The sequence below is a fragment of the Streptomyces sp. NPDC050738 genome, assembly GCF_040654175.1.
Classification (GTDB): domain Bacteria; phylum Actinomycetota; class Actinomycetes; order Streptomycetales; family Streptomycetaceae; genus Streptomyces.
In genome coordinates, this window is the sequence record NZ_JBFAHN010000008.1 from 132,969 (window position 1) to 148,114 (window position 15,146).

General features: G+C 68.7%; 14 protein-coding genes and 5 tRNA genes. 15 read left to right on the forward strand and 4 right to left on the reverse strand.

The window, feature by feature from the left end; genetic code table 11:
* Positions 1-9: 9 nt before the first annotated feature.
* Positions 10-3,615 (reverse strand): nitrate- and nitrite sensing domain-containing protein, encoded by a 3,606-nt coding sequence (locus AB0H78_RS21850; protein ID WP_363236177.1) that lies wholly within the window; start codon positions 3,613-3,615, stop codon positions 10-12.
* A gap of 566 nt (positions 3,616-4,181) precedes the next feature.
* Between AB0H78_RS21850 and AB0H78_RS21855 the strand changes: the two genes are divergently transcribed.
* From AB0H78_RS21855 to AB0H78_RS21895, 9 genes are all read left to right on the forward strand, one after another.
* Positions 4,182-4,364, forward strand: a complete 183-nt coding sequence (locus AB0H78_RS21855) for a hypothetical protein (RefSeq protein WP_363236178.1) — start codon at positions 4,182-4,184, stop codon at positions 4,362-4,364.
* A gap of 108 nt (positions 4,365-4,472) precedes the next feature.
* On the forward strand, positions 4,473-5,249 hold the full coding sequence (locus AB0H78_RS21860; protein ID WP_363236179.1) for a fumarylacetoacetate hydrolase family protein: 777 nt from the start codon (positions 4,473-4,475) through the stop codon (positions 5,247-5,249).
* Entirely contained in the window at positions 5,242-6,723 is a 1,482-nt protein-coding gene (gene gltX, locus AB0H78_RS21865) for a glutamate--tRNA ligase (RefSeq protein ID WP_363236180.1), read from the forward strand. Before AB0H78_RS21860 ends, gltX begins: the two co-directional genes overlap by 8 nt.
* Positions 6,724-6,732: 9 nt before the next feature.
* On the forward strand, positions 6,733-7,452 hold the full coding sequence (locus AB0H78_RS21870; RefSeq protein ID WP_363236181.1) for an HAD family hydrolase: 720 nt from the start codon (positions 6,733-6,735) through the stop codon (positions 7,450-7,452).
* An 87-nt stretch (positions 7,453-7,539) separates the two neighbouring features.
* A tRNA-Gln gene (locus AB0H78_RS21875) sits at positions 7,540-7,611 on the forward strand.
* Between the two features lie 29 nt (positions 7,612-7,640).
* Positions 7,641-7,713: transfer RNA gene (locus tag AB0H78_RS21880), tRNA-Glu, on the forward strand.
* Between the two features lie 63 nt (positions 7,714-7,776).
* Positions 7,777-7,849, forward strand: a tRNA-Glu gene (locus AB0H78_RS21885).
* 21 nt (positions 7,850-7,870) lie between these two features.
* A tRNA-Gln gene (locus AB0H78_RS21890) sits at positions 7,871-7,942 on the forward strand.
* Positions 7,943-7,966: 24 nt separating this feature from the next.
* Positions 7,967-8,039: transfer RNA gene (locus AB0H78_RS21895), tRNA-Glu, on the forward strand.
* Positions 8,040-8,177: 138 nt separating this feature from the next.
* Here the strand turns inward: AB0H78_RS21895 and ndgR are convergent.
* Positions 8,178-8,894 carry an IclR family transcriptional regulator NdgR gene (ndgR, locus tag AB0H78_RS21900; protein ID WP_338700923.1) on the reverse strand — a complete coding sequence of 239 codons (717 nt, stop codon included), beginning with the start codon at positions 8,892-8,894 and terminating at the stop codon, positions 8,178-8,180.
* A gap of 172 nt (positions 8,895-9,066) precedes the next feature.
* Here ndgR and leuC point away from each other — a divergent pair, with 172 nt between their 5' ends.
* From leuC to AB0H78_RS21920, 4 genes are all read left to right on the forward strand, one after another.
* Positions 9,067-10,491, forward strand: coding sequence for a 3-isopropylmalate dehydratase large subunit (gene leuC / locus AB0H78_RS21905; protein ID WP_363236182.1), 1,425 nt, complete (start codon positions 9,067-9,069; stop codon positions 10,489-10,491).
* Positions 10,492-10,496: 5 nt separating this feature from the next.
* Positions 10,497-11,090 (forward strand): 3-isopropylmalate dehydratase small subunit, encoded by a 594-nt coding sequence (gene leuD / locus AB0H78_RS21910; RefSeq protein WP_363236183.1) that lies wholly within the window; start codon positions 10,497-10,499, stop codon positions 11,088-11,090.
* A gap of 104 nt (positions 11,091-11,194) precedes the next feature.
* Positions 11,195-11,440 carry a hypothetical protein gene (locus AB0H78_RS21915; RefSeq protein ID WP_363236184.1) on the forward strand — a complete coding sequence of 82 codons (246 nt, stop codon included), beginning with the start codon at positions 11,195-11,197 and terminating at the stop codon, positions 11,438-11,440.
* A gap of 125 nt (positions 11,441-11,565) precedes the next feature.
* The gene (locus tag AB0H78_RS21920) at positions 11,566-12,225 is read left to right on the forward strand and encodes an HU family DNA-binding protein (protein WP_363236185.1); all 660 of its coding nucleotides are present in this window, start codon (positions 11,566-11,568) and stop codon (positions 12,223-12,225) included.
* 76 nt (positions 12,226-12,301) lie between these two features.
* Here the strand turns inward: AB0H78_RS21920 and AB0H78_RS21925 are convergent, their stop codons facing one another.
* Positions 12,302-12,505 carry a hypothetical protein gene (locus tag AB0H78_RS21925; RefSeq protein ID WP_363236186.1) on the reverse strand — a complete coding sequence of 68 codons (204 nt, stop codon included), beginning with the start codon at positions 12,503-12,505 and terminating at the stop codon, positions 12,302-12,304.
* 10 nt (positions 12,506-12,515) lie between these two features.
* Complete coding sequence (gene cofC, locus AB0H78_RS21930) at positions 12,516-13,169, reverse strand: 2-phospho-L-lactate guanylyltransferase (RefSeq protein ID WP_363236187.1); 654 nt, start codon at positions 13,167-13,169, stop codon at positions 12,516-12,518.
* Between the two features lie 172 nt (positions 13,170-13,341).
* On the opposite strand from cofC, the gene AB0H78_RS21935 reads away from it, so the two are divergent.
* Positions 13,342-14,094: a lysophospholipid acyltransferase family protein gene (locus AB0H78_RS21935; protein WP_363236188.1), complete on the forward strand. Its 753-nt coding sequence runs from the start codon at positions 13,342-13,344 to the stop codon at positions 14,092-14,094.
* Positions 14,091-15,092 carry an NAD(P)H-dependent glycerol-3-phosphate dehydrogenase gene (locus tag AB0H78_RS21940; RefSeq protein WP_363236189.1) on the forward strand — a complete coding sequence of 334 codons (1,002 nt, stop codon included), beginning with the start codon at positions 14,091-14,093 and terminating at the stop codon, positions 15,090-15,092. Before AB0H78_RS21935 ends, AB0H78_RS21940 begins: the two co-directional genes overlap by 4 nt.
* Positions 15,093-15,146: the final 54 nt, after the last annotated feature.

Consider the following 15,146-nt stretch of genomic DNA (forward strand, 5'->3'; position numbering starts at 1 on the left):
CGGACTCAACTATCGCTCCTGCTGGTGAGAGGGGCCGTTCCCGGCGTTGCGACCCTGCTGGATGCCGCGCCGGAGATTGGTCAGCCGGCCGCGTACGTCATCAGGCGCACGCGAGACCTGCGGACCGGCCTGGTTGGCCTGCTGCTGTGCGGTGCCCGCGACCAGATTGGCCCGCGGGACGCGGCGGGGCAGACCGGAGGTGGTGACACCACCGGCCGCGGGCTTCTTCGCCCGCTCGGCCTGCCGTACGAGCTCGTCGTTGGGCGAGGGGCGCCACGTGGCGGCCCCATGGCCCTGGTTGACCGGAGCGCCGGCCGGGGCCGCATCGCGCCGGGGCATCGGGGGAGTGACCGGAGCGGTCTGCTGCGGTACGGACGGAGCCTGCGGCTCCGGTGCTGCCTGGCCGCTCTGGGGCTGGGAACGGAACCAGTTCGTCTCAAGGGTGTCGTACAGCGGCGTACGGCCGTCACCGGGCTGGGTGGCCGGCGGCAGCGCCTCGTGCTGGGGCTGGGCCGGCAGGGCGCCGGGGGCGGGCGGACGCGGTGCGCCGAAGTCGGCGTTGTCGCGGCCGCGCTGTACGGGGGCGCCGGGAGCCCTGGCTCCCCTGAATTCCTGGGGCTGGGGCTGGGGCTGGTGCTGGGGCTCCTGGGGAGCCTGGGGACGCGGCGCGTCGAAGTCCGGCCGCTGGAAGGCCGAGGTGGATGCCGGGTCCTGGTACTGCTGCTGCTGGTACTGGGGGGCCTGCGGCTGCTGGGGCAGCTGCGGCGCCTGGGGCTGCTGGCGCTGGGGCGGCTGCGGGCGCACAGGACCGCGTACGTCGGAGCGCTCGTACTGCCCGTTGGACCAGTTGCCGTCCTGCTGCGGCTGAGGCTGCGGCGGGGGCGCGTCGAAGTCGGGGCGGGCGAACTCGGCGGTGGAGCCGGGACCCTGACGGCCGTTGGCCGGACGGTTGTTGCCCATCGGCGGCCTGGCGAACTGACCGGAATCGGCTTCCTCGTGACCGCGCGGCATGTCCTGCGCCTGCGGCTGCTGCACCGGGCGGGGCGCCGGCGGCTGCTCGCTGCCCCAGCTGGTGGTCTGCGGACGCTGCGGAGCCTGCGGCCGCTGAGGTGCCTGGGACTGCGGGTTGCCACCGGGCAGCTCGGCACGCGGGCCGCCGGGAGGCGGCAACTGCGGGGAGCGCTGCGGCTGTTGGCCACGCTGCGGAGGCTGCTGGGGGTTCTGCTGGCCCTGACCGCCACGGCGGGGCATCGGGGCACCGGCGCCGAAGGCGTTGACCGCCGCGGCCGGCATGTCCTGCTGACCGCCCGGCTGCTGGCCTTCACCACGCGAGGGGAGCGCGGCACGCGGCCCCGCCCCGGTGACCTGTCCACGCGGCGCACCCGCACCGAGCCGCCCGCCGTTGCCGGCCGGGGGCTGCTGCTGACCGGCGACGCCGTTCGGGCCGGAGGGTATGGAAGGCGCGCCCGGCTTGCCGGGAACGGGCTTCTTGCCGCCCTGGGCGACATCGACGGGAAGCATGACCAGCGCGGTCGTACCACCGGAGTCGGAGGGCCGCAGCTGGATACGGATGCCGTGTCGCAGGGACAGGCGGCCGACCACGAACAGACCCATGCGGCGCGAGACCGAGACATCCACGGTGGGCGGTGCCGCGAGCCGCTCGTTGATCGCCGCGAGGTCCTCGGGCGACAGACCGATACCGGTGTCGTGGATCTCGACCAGCACACGCCCGTCGGGCAGCGCGTGACCGGTGACGCGGACCTTGGTCTGCGGGGAGGAGAACGAGGTGGCGTTCTCCAGCAGCTCCGCGAGCAGGTGCACGAGGTCGTTGACCACGCGTCCGGCGACCTCGGTCGCGGGCACGGCGGCCAGTTCGATGCGCTCGTACTGCTCCACCTCGGAGGCGGCGGCACGGAGCACGTCGACGAGCGGCACGGGCCGCGTCCACCGGCGTCCCGGCTCCTCACCTGCGAGGACGAGAAGGTTCTCACCGTTACGGCGCATACGCGTCGCGAGGTGGTCGAGCTTGAAGAGCGAGGAGAGCTGGTCCGGGTCCGCCTCGCGGGACTCCAGCTCGGAGATGAGCGAGAGCTGACGCTGGATGAGGCCCTGCGAGCGGCGCGAGAGGTTGGTGAACATCGCGTTGACGTTGCCTCGCAGCAGGGCCTGCTCGGCGGCGAGTCGTACCGCCTCGCGGTGCACGTCGTCGAAGGCCGCGGCCACCTTGCCGATCTCGTCGCGGGAGTGGACACCGACGGACTCGACCGAGGTGTCGACGTCCTGCGGGTCGGACTCGGAGAGCTGCTTGACGAGCTCGGGCAGACGGTCCTGGGCGACCTTGGTTGCGGTGTCCTGGAGCCGGCGCAGCGAGCGGATCATGGACCGGGCGACGACGAAGGCTCCGGCGAGCGAGACGCCGAGGACGAGCAGGATCAGCGCACCGCTGATGATCGCTTCGCGCTCGGATTCGGTACGCAGCTCACGGGCCTTCTGGTCCATCTCACCGAGCAGCGTCGCCTCGATGGTGTCCATGGCGCGGATCCTGTTGGTGTCCGCGTCGTACCAGTCGAGGTACGAGCTGTAGCGTCCGGCCTGCTCGGCGAGGCCGGTCTTGGTGCCCAGAACCCGGTCCGCGAAGGTCTCGGCGGCGGTGATCTCGGTGTTGCCGGAGTTGAGGGTCGTCAGCAGTTCCTCGGCATTGCCGATGGTGCCGTAGACCTTACTGAACGCCGTGGTCGCGTTTGTCTCGCTCAGACGCGCGGAGTTGGCGTACAGCCGGTCGCTGTCCTCGAGCTTGACAGGACCGCCCTTGGTTTTCGGCAGGGCGGTCGCGATGACGGCACGCTGGATCGAGGCGTACTCCTTGGCGGAGGAGAAGGCCGCCAGGGCGCGGGTGCGCTTGATCATGTCCGGGTTGGCGGTCGCCTGGGCCATGTCCTGCGAGAGGCTCAGCAGCGAGTTGATCAACTGGCTGTACTGGTTGACCGTCTGCAGGGTCGTCGTGCCGTTCTGGTACGCATCCTTCCGGATGTCCGCCAGGAGGTTGACCTGCTTGGCAATCGCGAGCGCACTGCTGCGGATCGACGCGATCGTGTCGTCGCGTTCCGTGTCCCCGAAGTCATTGGTGCCGTTCATGAACGACTTCACGGCAAGGTCGGTCACCTTGCGCGGCTGCTGGACCATCGTCAGGTTGCCGGCAGCCGAGTCACCGTGGCTGAGCGGACCCGCGGACTTGTCCCGCTCCTCCTGGAGCGCGGAGGCCAGCTTGGTCGCCTGCGCGGTCATCTCGGTCAGCAGCTGCATGTGATCGAGCTGCTGCATGTTGTTCAGCGACTCGTTGATCCGCATCCCGCCCAGGGTGGTCGCGGCGACCACAGGCAGGGTCAGCAGCGCGACCAGGCGGGTACTGATGCGCCAGTTGCGCAGGGCTACGCGTGAGCCGGTGTTGACCGGGCCTCTCGGCGTCACCGAAGCAACAGCCGGGGCCGGAGCCGAAGCTTTCGCCTCGCCGCCCTGGGGCATCTGGGCGTGCTGGGGCGAGGACCCGCGGTCGGTCCCGCCCTGCGGCTCCTGCTCCGCCGCAGCGCTGCCATCCCTCTTGAAACGTCCCTGCACTAGCGTCGCAACCTCTGGACCAGGCGTCCCCCCGCGTAGACGGCGGAACGGTGTCGAGTCGTGGGGCGCGGCGCGCCCCATGGTGGTCTTGAGTGACCTGCTGTCTTCCCCCTGCACCGCACCGGTGGCCTGAACTGTTCCGTGTCTCCGGAGAGGGCGCGGCGGTGCGTGGAATTCCAGCACAGTGGCGGATCTCCAACAAGGGCCGCGTACCGGCCTGTGACCTGCGTGACACGGTGTAATCGTCGTGTCACAAGTCGTAGAAAGTGTTCTCGGAGGAATCGGACTTTTGCTTACGAGTCGCTTACGGGCAGGGGGTGTCCCAGTCGCGGCGATCAGGAGCGGAATGACTCCTTCACGCACACAATGTCCGTTTCGCGTACGGGAGCTGACTGGTCGTTATGTCTGAAATGCCGGTCCTCCAGTGAGCAAACTCACATAGAGATCGTTACCTGAACCGGGCTTTGGCGGGGAATGCGATGTTTAGCCTGACGCTTTACAGGGATGGCGAATCCGACAACCGGCACCCCGGCGGGGTGCCCGTACCGACAAGGCCTGAGCAGCAGATGAAGACGACGATGATCCTCCGCTCCACCGCCAACCCCCGGCGCACGACCCTGATGCACCTGGAGGACGCGGACGGTCTCCACCGTCCCGACCAGCCGGAGCACGCGCTCGAGCTGCCCACCCAGACGGCCAATCCCCGCCGCACCATCCTGATGGTGGCCCCGGTCACGGCGGCCGCTTAACGCGCGGCCGCCCCTCCCCTCCGCGCGTTAGCCTGGAGCCATCAGACTCCGGCCGGTGACCAGCACCGGTAACAGGCAACAACAGTGAAGTGAGGGGCGACAGCACTCGTGCGCATCGCCAGGTTCTCCATCGACGGCAATGTCGCCTTCGGCGCGGTCGAGGGCGAGACCCCAGACGGTCTCGTCCTCGACATCATCAAGGGCATCCCGTACGCGGACTTCGAGCTCTCCGGTACGAAGGTGCCCCTGAACAAGGTCCGCCTCCTGCCGCCCGTGCTCCCCAACAAGGTCGTGGCCTTCGGCCGCAACTACGCGCAGCACGCGGCGGAGCTCGGCAACGAGGTCCCGGACGTGCCGTTCGCGTTCCTGAAGCCCACCACCTCGGTGATCGGCTCCGGCGACGAGATCGCCTACCCCTCCTTCTCCTCCGAACTGCACCACGAGGCCGAACTGGCCGTGGTCATCGGCCGTATGTGCCGCGAGGTCCCCCGAGAGCGCGTCAAGGACGTCATCTTCGGCTACACCTGCGCCAACGACGTCACCGCCCGCGACGTGCAGAAGCGCGAGAAGCAGTGGGCCCGGGCCAAGGGCTTCGACACCTCCTGCCCGCTCGGCCCCTGGGTGGAGACGGACCTCGACCCCTCGGACCTCACGATCCAGGCGACGGTCAACGGCGAACAGCGTCAGCTGGGCCGTACCAGCGAGATGATCCACTCCATCGAGGACCTGATCGTCAACATCTCCGAGGCCATGACACTGCTCCCGGGCGACGTCATCCTCACGGGCACCCCGGCCGGAGTCGGACCCCTGAACGTCGGCGACGAGGTCGCCGTCACCATCGAAGGCATCGGCACTCTCACCAACAAGGTGATCAAGCGTGGCTAACGCGACGAACGTCCGCGTACGTTTCTGTCCCTCGCCGACCGGCAACCCGCACGTGGGTCTGGTCCGCACCGCCCTGTTCAACTGGGCGTTCGCCCGGCACAACGAAGGCGCCCTGGTTTTCCGCATCGAGGACACCGATGCGGCCCGCGACTCCGAGGAGTCGTACGACCAGCTGCTCGACTCGCTGCGCTGGCTCGGCCTCAACTGGGACGAAGGGCCCGACGAGGTCGGCGGCCCGCACGCGCCCTACCGCCAGTCGCAGCGCATGGACATCTACAAGGATGTCGCCGAGAAGCTCCTCGCCGGCGGGTATGCGTACCACTGCTACTGCACCGCCCCCGAGCTGGACGAGCGCCGCGACGCCGCCCGCAAGGCCGGAAAGCCCTCGGGCTACGACGGCCACTGCCGCGACCTGAGCGCCGAGCAGATCGAGGCGTACAAGGCCGAGGGCCGCACCTCGATCGTCCGCTTCCGTATGCCCGACGAGACGATCACCTTCACGGACCTGGTCCGCGGCGAACTGACCTTCACCCCGGACAACGTCCCGGACTACGGCATCGTCCGCGCCAACGGCGCCCCGCTCTACACGCTCGTCAACCCGGTTGACGACGCCCTGATGGAGATCACCCACGTCCTGCGCGGCGAGGACCTGCTCTCCTCCACCCCTCGCCAGGTGGCGCTCTACAAGGCCCTGATCGAGCTCGGCATCGCCCAGCAGATCCCGGCCTTCGGGCACCTCCCGTACGTCATGGGCGAGGGCAACAAGAAGCTCTCCAAGCGCGACCCCGAGGCCTCCCTCAACCTCTACCGCGAGCGCGGCTTCCTCCCCGAGGGCCTGCTCAACTACCTCTCCCTGCTGGGCTGGTCCTTCTCCAAGGACCAGGACATCTTCACCGTCGAGCAGCTGGTGGAGAAGTTCGACATCGCGGACGTCAACGCCAACCCGGCCCGCTTCGACCTGAAGAAGGCCGAGGCGATCAACGCCGACCACATCCGCATGCTGGACGTGAAGGCCTTCACGGAGGCCTGCAGCCCCTGGCTCCAGGCGCCGCACGCGAACTGGGCGCCCGAGGCCTTCGACCAGGCGGCGTGGGAGGCGATCGCCCCGCACGCCCAGACCCGTCTGCAGGTCCTCTCGGACATCACGCAGAACGTCGACTTCCTCTTCCTGGACCAGCCGGTCGAGGACGAGGCGTCCTGGACCAAGGCGATGAAGGGCGACCCGGTCGCACTCCTCACCACGGCCCGCGCCCACCTGGAAGCCGCGGACTGGACCAGCCCGGACTCCCTCAAGGAGGCCGTACTGAAGGCCGGCGAGGAGCACGGCCTGAAGCTCGGCAAGGCCCAGGCCCCGGTCCGCGTGGCCGTCACCGGCCGCACGGTCGGCCTCCCGCTCTTCGAGTCCCTGGAGATCCTGGGCAAGGAGAAGACCCTGTCGCGCATCGACACCGCACTGCAGAAGCTCGCCGCCTAGCCTGACCCCATGGCGATCCGAGCGGTCCTCTGGGACGTAGACGACACGATCTTCGATTACACCAGCGCCGACCGCGCCGGAATGCGCGTCCACCTCGAGGCCGAGGGCCTGCTCCACCGTTACGGAACGGCGGAGCAGGCCCTCGGCCTCTGGCGTGAGATCACCGACCGGCAGTGGCTGCGCTTCGCCAACCGCGAGGCCACCTTCGAGGAGCAGCGCATCGAGCGCGTGCGCGAGTTCCTGGAGGAGCGGCTGAGCGATGCCGACGCCGAGGCCTGGTTCCTGCGGTACGTCGCCCACTACGAGGCCGCCTGGTCGCTCTTCCCGGACGTGGTCCCGGTCCTGGACGCGCTCTCGCCCGCGTACGACCACGCGGTGCTCTCCAACTCCTCGATCCACAACCAGGACCGGAAGCTGCGCATCCTCGGCGTCCACGACCGCTTCAGCAGCATCCTGTGCGCCGCCGAACTGGGCGTCTCCAAGCCCGAGCCCGGGGCTTTCCACGCCGCCTGTGAGGCCCTCTCCCTGGAGCCGCACGAGGTTCTGTACGTCGGCGACCACCCGGACATCGACGCCACGGGAGCGGCCGCGGCAGGGCTCGCAGCGGTCTGGCTCGACCGTCCGGACGTGGGCGGACGGCCCGAGCTGATCCGGATCACCGGACTCGACCAGCTTCCTGACCTGCTGCGGGGCAATACCCGTTTTGGAGCGCCGTCCACCTTCGGGTAATGTTCTTCCTGCGCCGCCCGAGCGGGCCGAAAGGCCGGAGCGGACAGCGCAAGCCAAACAGACCCCCATCAGGGGGTTGAGTTTTGGTGGGCTATGGTGTAATTGGCAACACGACGGTTTCTGGTTCCGTTATTCTAGGTTCGAGTCCTGGTAGCCCAGCGCGAAACAAGCAGTACAGAGCATGACAAGCCCCCGTTGTGTAGCGGCCTAGCACGCTGCCCTCTCACGGCAGTAGCGCCGGTTCGAATCCGGTCGGGGGTACAGATCCTTCCCGCGAGATCATCTGGGTCGCACCCGATGGACTCGAGACGCAGGATCGCTAGGGCCCCCGTTGTGTAGCGGCCTAGCACGCTGCCCTCTCACGGCAGTAGCGCCGGTTCGAATCCGGTCGGGGGTACTGGTCTGGTATAGACCATTTTGGGCTATGGTGTAATTGGCAACACGACGGTTTCTGGTTCCGTTGTTCTAGGTTCGAGTCCTGGTAGCCCAGCGCAGGACAAGCAGTACAAAGCAAGCCCCCGTTGTGTAGCGGCCTAGCACGCTGCCCTCTCACGGCAGTAGCGCCGGTTCGAATCCGGTCGGGGGTACGCACAGAACAAGCCCTTCCCCAGAGGTAGTCGGGGGAGGGCTTCTTCGTTGTGCCCGGCAGGTCCGGACACAACTACGGCCCAACCGCTGCGGCGTTGAAGCGGATGGGCCGTAACTGGACGTGGACAAAGGTGTGTTCAGCCGGTGCGGCGCAGCGCCTCGGAGAGGCGGCCCGCCGCGTCGATGACCGCCTGGGCGTGCATACGGCCCGGGTGGCGGGTCAGGCGCTCGATCGGTCCGGAGACCGAGACGGCGGCGACCACGCGGTTGGAGGGGCCGCGCACGGGCGCGGAGACGGAGGCGACGCCGGGCTCGCGCTCGCCGATCGACTGGGCCCAGCCCCGGCGGCGTACGCCCGAGAGCGCCGTCGCCGTGAAGCGGGCCCCCTGCAGGCCCCTGTGCAGCCGCTCGGGCTCTTCCCAGGCCATCAGGATCTGGGCCGACGAGCCGGCCTTCATCGTCAGCGTGGAGCCCACAGGGACGGTGTCCCGCAGACCCGACAGCCGCTCGGCGGCGGCCACGCAGATCCGCATGTCGCCCTGGCGGCGATAGAGCTGCGCGCTCTCGCCGGTCACATCGCGCAGATGTGTCAGTACGGGGCCTGCCGTGGCCAGCAGCCGGTCCTCGCCGGCCGCGGCCGAGAGCTCCGAGAGCCGGGGGCCGAGAATGAAGCGGCCCTGCATGTCCCGCGCCACCATCCGGTGGTGTTCCAGTGCCACGGCGAGCCGGTGTGCCGTGGGTCGTGCGAGTCCGGTGGCCGCGACCAACCCCGCGAGGGTGGCCGGACCGGACTCCAGGGCGCTCAAGACGAGAGCCGCCTTGTCGAGAACGCCGACGCCGCTAGAGTTGTCCATGCAACGATATTCGCGTCTCACTCTGTGAAACGCAAGTTCAATTTCCTGGGGAACTTGTCACCCTGTGAGGGCGGCCGCACAACGGCCTGACGCCACCGCCCGGTTCGGGGGAACGGACGGAGCGCACCGATCTCTAGTTGGGCCGGCGAAGACGCCGGCCGGAGGGAAAGCGATGGGTAGGACACTCGCGGAGAAGGTCTGGGACGACCATGTCGTCAGGCGCGCGGAGGGCGAGCCCGACCTTCTCTTCATCGATCTGCACCTGCTGCACGAGGTGACCAGCCCGCAGGCCTTCGACGGTCTGCGGCAGAACGGCCGTCAGGTCCGGCGCCTCGACCTCACCATCGCGACCGAGGACCACAACACCCCGACCCTCGACATCGACAAGCCGATCGCCGACCCGGTGTCGCGGATCCAGCTGGAGACGCTGCGCAAGAACGCCGCGGAGTTCGGCGTACGGCTGCACTCGCTGGGCGATGTCGAGCAGGGCGTCGTCCACGTCGTGGGACCGCAGCTGGGCCTGACCCAGCCCGGTACCACCGTGGTCTGCGGCGACTCGCACACCTCCACCCACGGCGCCTTCGGCGCGCTGGCGTTCGGCATCGGCACCTCGCAGGTCGAGCATGTGCTGGCCACCCAGACGCTGCCGCTGGCCCGCCCCAAGACCATGGCGATCACCGTCGACGGCGAACTGCCCGAGGACGTCACGGCCAAGGACCTGATCCTCGCCGTCATCACGAAGATCGGCACCGGCGGCGGCCAGGGTTACATCCTGGAGTACCGCGGCTCCGCCATCGAGAAGCTCTCGATGGAAGCCCGCATGACCATCTGCAACATGTCGATCGAGGCAGGCGCGCGGGCGGGCATGATCGCCCCCGACCAGACCACCTTCGACTACCTCGAGGGCCGCGACCACGCACCCAAGGGCGCGGAGTGGGACGAGGCGGTCGCGTACTGGAAGACCCTGAAGACGGACGAGGACGCGGTCTTCGACGCCGAGGTCTTCATCAAGGCGGCCGAACTGGCCCCGTTCGTCACCTGGGGCACCAACCCGGGCCAGGGCGCGCCGCTTTCGGCCAACGTCCCCGATCCGGCTTCGTACGAAGACGCTTCGGAGCGCCTGGCCGCCGAAAAGGCCCTGGAATACATGGGGTTGACGGCCGGACAGCCGCTGCGCGACATCAAGGTCGACACCGTCTTCGTAGGTTCGTGCACCAACGGCCGGATCGAGGACCTGCGCAACGCCGCAGATCTGCTCAAGGGCCGCAAAGTCGCCGACGGCGTACGCATGCTGGTCGTCCCGGGATCCGTCCGTGTCGCCCTGGAAGCCGTCGCGGAGGGCCTGGACAAGGTCTTCACCGCCGCGGGCGCCGAATGGCGGCACGCGGGCTGCTCGATGTGTCTGGGCATGAACCCCGACCAACTCGCGCCCGGTGAGCGCTCCGCGTCCACCTCCAACCGCAACTTCGAGGGCAGGCAGGGCAAGGGCGGCCGCACGCACCTGGTGTCCCCGCAGGTCGCCGCCGCCACCGCGGTGCTGGGCCATCTGGCCTCTCCGGCCGATCTGTCCGACGCTCCGACCCTCGTGGAGGCCTGAGAACCATGGAAGCTTTCACCAAGCACACCGGACGCGCCGTCCCGCTGCGCCGCTCCAACGTCGACACCGACCAGATCATCCCGGCCCACTGGCTGAAGAAGGTCACCCGCGACGGCTTCGAGGACGGGCTCTTCGAGGCCTGGCGCAAGGACTCCGAGTTCGTACTGAACAAGCCCGAGCGCAAGGGCGCCACGGTCCTGGTGGCCGGTCCCGACTTCGGCACCGGATCCTCCCGTGAGCACGCGGTTTGGGCTCTGCAGAACTACGGCTTCCAGACCGTCATCTCCGCGCGGTTCGCGGACATCTTCCGCGGAAACTCGCTGAAGAACGGTCTCCTGACGGTAGTTCTCGACCAGAAGGTCGTGGACGCGCTCTGGGACCTCACCGAGGCCGACCCGACGGCCGAGATCACCGTGGACTTGGAGACGCGCCAGGTCCTCGCGGAAGGCGTCACCGCTGACTTCGAACTCGACGAGAACGCCCGCTGGCGGCTGCTGAACGGCCTGGACGACATCAGCCTCACCCTTCAGAACGAAGCGGACATCGCGGCTTATGAGGCGTCACGACCCGCCCACAAGCCCCGTACAATTGAGGTCTGAGCAGCGCTTTTCCAGTACTGCGCCCCCTGCCGTCAGGTAGGGGGCGCAGTGGCTTGTTGAGTCCCCGTTGCGCGACAACTCGCCCCAGATGGCACAATCGGTGCATGGAAGGCGACAACCAACTCAAGCTCTACGCACAAGTCGCCGACCAATTGAAGGAAGCGCACATCAGGGTGCGCGAACTGCAAGTCCCGGAGGGCGTACGGATGGCGCTGTCCCGGAAGCTGCTGGTCGTCACGGCCGCGGCGAAGCACGATCTCACCGATGCAGCAACGCGCCTGGATCGGTTGATGAAGGACCTCGACGAGGGTCGATTCCCCGATGGCAACTCCCTTGAAGGAACTCCGTGACAGCTCAGAACGTTGCGGCACAAGGGTGATTAGACCGTTTCGTGTTTGATTTGCGGTATATATCTGCCTAACGTGCGAAAAAGCCGGAACACTTTCGTTCTGGCAATGTCTCCGAAGGGGAAGACGTGAACAAGGCGCAGCTCGTAGAAGCGATTGCCGACAAGGTCGGTGGCCGCCAGCAGGCCGCAGACGCTGTCGACGCGGTACTCGACGCGATCGTCCGTGCGGTGGTCAACGGCGACCGTGTCTCCGTGACGGGCTTCGGCTCGTTCGAGAAGGTCGACCGTCCGGCCCGCTACGCCCGCAACCCGCAGACGGGTGAGCGCGTCCGGGTCAAGAAGACCTCGGTGCCCCGCTTCCGCGCGGGTCAGGGCTTCAAGGACCTGGTCAGCGGCTCGAAGAAGCTCCCGAAGAACGACGTGGCCGTCAAGAAGGCCCCCAAGGGCAGCCTCTCGGGCGGTTCTTCCGCTCGTACGACCGTGAAGAAGGCTGCGGCCAAGAAGGTCGCCGCGAAGAAGACGGTCGCGAAGAAGGCCACGCCGGCGAAGAAGGCAGTAGCCGCCAAGAAGGCCACCCCGGCCAAGAAGGCGACCGCCGTCAAGAAGGCTGCTGCAGCCAAGAAGACGACGGCCAAGAAGGCTGCTCCGGCGAAGAAGGCCACTGCGAAGAAGGCCACCGCCAAGAAGACCGCTCCCGCCAAGAAGGCTGTGGCGAAGAAGGCTCCGGCGAAGAAGGCCACGGCGCGCAAGACCACCGCCAAGAAGGCCACCGCTCGCAAGAAGTAAGCGGCGCAGGCCGGTCACGCACCGGGCCGGGCTCCCCTCTGGGGGAGCCCGGCCCGCGGCGCGTTCAGGGGGAGTGTCAGAAGGTCTGCAGCGTGACCAGAGTGATCCGGCGGGCCCCGCCGTCCCCTTCGGTCTCGATCCGCACCCGCTGACCGGGCCTCAGCAGCCGCAGGCCGCCCGCGTCGAAGGCCGGGGCGCCGAAGTCCACCGGGGTGCCGTCGTCGAGCAGCACGCTGCCGCTGCGGGTCTCTGAGTCGTACGTGTACGCGGTCGCCTGCATGCAGCGCAGCTTACTTACCCGCGAGGGGGGCGTAGCGCAGAGCCGTGTACGGGCCGAGCCCCAGGGCCGCCGCCGCCCGCAGGTCGTCGCCGGTGTCCACGTCCCGGCGCACCGAATCCACCCCGTCCAGCAGGATTTCCGCGGCGCCCGTCGCCGAATGCCGCCGCCGGGACGGGCCGCCGAAAGCAGGGTTCAATTCCGTACCGGGGGCCGCCGTCAGCAATGTCGTACCGATTCCTGCCGCATCGGCCAGAAAAGCGCGCGGAAATGTGGCCGCCATATCGAGCACGCGTTGCAATTCCCTGGGCCGCAGCGCCGGCAGATCGGCGTTCAGGGCCGCGACGGCGGCCGAGGGGTTCAGATCCCTTACGGAGCGTGCTCCGTGCGCCAGAGCGGCGTTGAGACCCGCTGAAAGGGCATCCGGCACTATTCGGGCACCCAGTGCGGCGAGTTCCGCGGCGGCCAGCGGATCGTCCGTGACGACCGCCACATCGGTCACGGCCGAACACGCGAGCGCGGCGGCCACGGTGTCCTGCGCGAAGGCCAGCGCGAGCCCCGGGCGCAGGGCATCGCCCGCTGCCGCCGCGAGCCTGCTTTTCGCCAGCGCCAAGGGCTTCAGGGGTACGACCAGGGACCAGGCCGCGGTCCGATCCGAGTTCGGCATCGGCCCCATTGTCGCCCGAGCCCCCGCTGCCCGGCCGGGCGGCCCGGGCGTACGGTGTTCTCGACAGAGCAGGGGCCTGGGGCGAGACTTGACGGTCGGTAGCCAGGCAGAGGTCAGACAGTGGTCAGGCAGAGGTCATGGCCAAGGCCTGGTCCTACAGGAAGGTGTCCGAGTGTCCCGCCGCAGAATCGGCTTCTGGTACCGCCTGGCGGCGGCCATCTCCAAACCGCCGCTGATTGTTCTGTTCAAGCGGGACTGGACCGGAATGGAGAACATTCCGGCCGACGGCGGATTTATCACGGCCGTCAATCACAACTCGTATCTCGACATGTTCTCCTACGGCCACTTCCAGTACAACAGCGGCCGGGTTCCCCGATTCCTCGCCAAGGCCGGCCTCTTCAAGGCACCCGTCGTCGGCACCCTGCTCCGCGGCACCCGGCAGATTCCCGTCTACCGCGATTCCTCCAGCGCGTCCGGCGCCTTCCGCGCCGCCGTGGAGGCCATCGAGGGCGGGGAATGCGTCGCCTTCTACCCCGAAGGCACCCTCACCCGGGACCCCGACCAGTGGCCGATGACCGCCAAGTCCGGCGTCGCGCGCGCCGCGCTGCTCACCCGCGCCCCCGTCATCCCGGTGGCCCAGTGGGGTGCCAACTTGGCGATGCCGCCGTACGCCAAGGAGAACAAGGTCCGCTTCTTCCCGCGCAAGACCCTTGAGGTGAAGGCCGGTCCGCCGGTCGACCTCGCGCGCTTCTACGACAAGGAGCCGACGCCCGAGGTCCTCAAGGAGACGACGGAGGCCATCATGGCCGCGATCACCGTCCTGCTGGAGGAGTTGCGCGGCGAGAAGGCGCCCGCAGAGCCGTACGACCACCGCAAGGTCCGCGCAGAGGAGCGGCGCAAGGCCGCGGGGGAGGGCTCCAAGTGACCCGAGTAGCCGTATTCGGAACCGGATCGTGGGGTACGGCCTTCGGCACGGTGCTCGCCGACGCCGGCTGCGACGTGACCCTCGTGGGCCGCCGCCGCGAACTCGTCGACGCCATCAACACCACCCGCACCAACCCCGACTACTTCCCCGGGCTCGAACTGCCCGCAGCCCTGCGCGCCACCACGGATCCCGCCGAGGCCGCGGAAGGCGCCGAGTTCACGGTCCTCGCCGTGCCCTCGCAGACGCTGCGCGGCAACCTCGCCTCCTGGGCCGGACTGCTGCCCGCCGACACCGTCCTCGTCTCGCTGATGAAGGGCATCGAACTCGGCACCGCCAAGCGCATGAGCGAGGTGATCGAGGAGGTCGCCAAGGTCCCCTCCGAGCGCGTCGCCGTCGTCTCCGGGCCCAATCTGGCCAAGGAGATCGCCAGCCGGATGCCGGCCGCGGCCGTGGTCGCCTGCACCGACGAAGCGGTGGCCCAGCGGCTCCAGGCCGCCTGCCACACCCCGTACTTCCGCCCGTACACGATCACCGACGTCATCGGCTGCGAGCTCGGCGGCGCCGTGAAGAACGTGATCGGCCTCGCCGTCGGCATCGCGGACGGCATGGGTCTGGGCGACAACGCCAAGGGTTCGCTGATCACCCGCGGACTGGCCGAGACCACGCGCCTGGGCCTCGCGATGGGCGCGGACCCGCTGACCTTCTCCGGCCTCGCAGGCCTCGGCGACCTCGTCGCCACCTGCTCCTCGCCGCTCTCGCGCAACCACACCTTCGGCCTCAACCTCGGCCGTGGGATGACGCTCCAGGAGACCATCGCGGTCACCAAGCAGACCGCCGAGGGCGTCAAGTCCTGTGAGTCGGTGGCCGATCTGGCCCGGCGGCACGGCGTCGAGATGCCGATCGCCGACACCGTGGTCGACATCGTCCACAACGGCAAGCCGCCGCTCGTCGCGCTCAAGGAGCTGATGGGCCGCAGCGCCAAGGCGGAGCGCCGCTGAGGCAGGGGCTCCGATCTCCTGTGCCTGAACTTCCCTTTTTTGACGTGCCTCTCG

Excerpts from the sequence above, each read along its gene's own strand:
- AB0H78_RS21855 (WP_363236178.1), top strand. The coding sequence starts at position 4,182 with ATGAAGACGACGATGATCCTCCGCTCCACCGCCAACCCCCGGCGCACG.
- AB0H78_RS21870 (WP_363236181.1), top strand. The coding sequence starts at position 6,733 with ATGGCGATCCGAGCGGTCCTCTGGGACGTAGACGACACGATCTTCGAT.
- ndgR (WP_338700923.1), bottom strand. The coding sequence starts at position 8,894 with ATGGACAACTCTAGCGGCGTCGGCGTTCTCGACAAGGCGGCTCTCGTC.
- leuC (WP_363236182.1), top strand. The coding sequence starts at position 9,067 with ATGGGTAGGACACTCGCGGAGAAGGTCTGGGACGACCATGTCGTCAGG.
- leuD (WP_363236183.1), top strand. The coding sequence starts at position 10,497 with ATGGAAGCTTTCACCAAGCACACCGGACGCGCCGTCCCGCTGCGCCGC.
- AB0H78_RS21915 (WP_363236184.1), top strand. The coding sequence starts at position 11,195 with ATGGAAGGCGACAACCAACTCAAGCTCTACGCACAAGTCGCCGACCAA.
- AB0H78_RS21925 (WP_363236186.1), bottom strand. The coding sequence starts at position 12,505 with ATGCAGGCGACCGCGTACACGTACGACTCAGAGACCCGCAGCGGCAGC.
- cofC (WP_363236187.1), bottom strand. The coding sequence starts at position 13,169 with ATGCCGAACTCGGATCGGACCGCGGCCTGGTCCCTGGTCGTACCCCTG.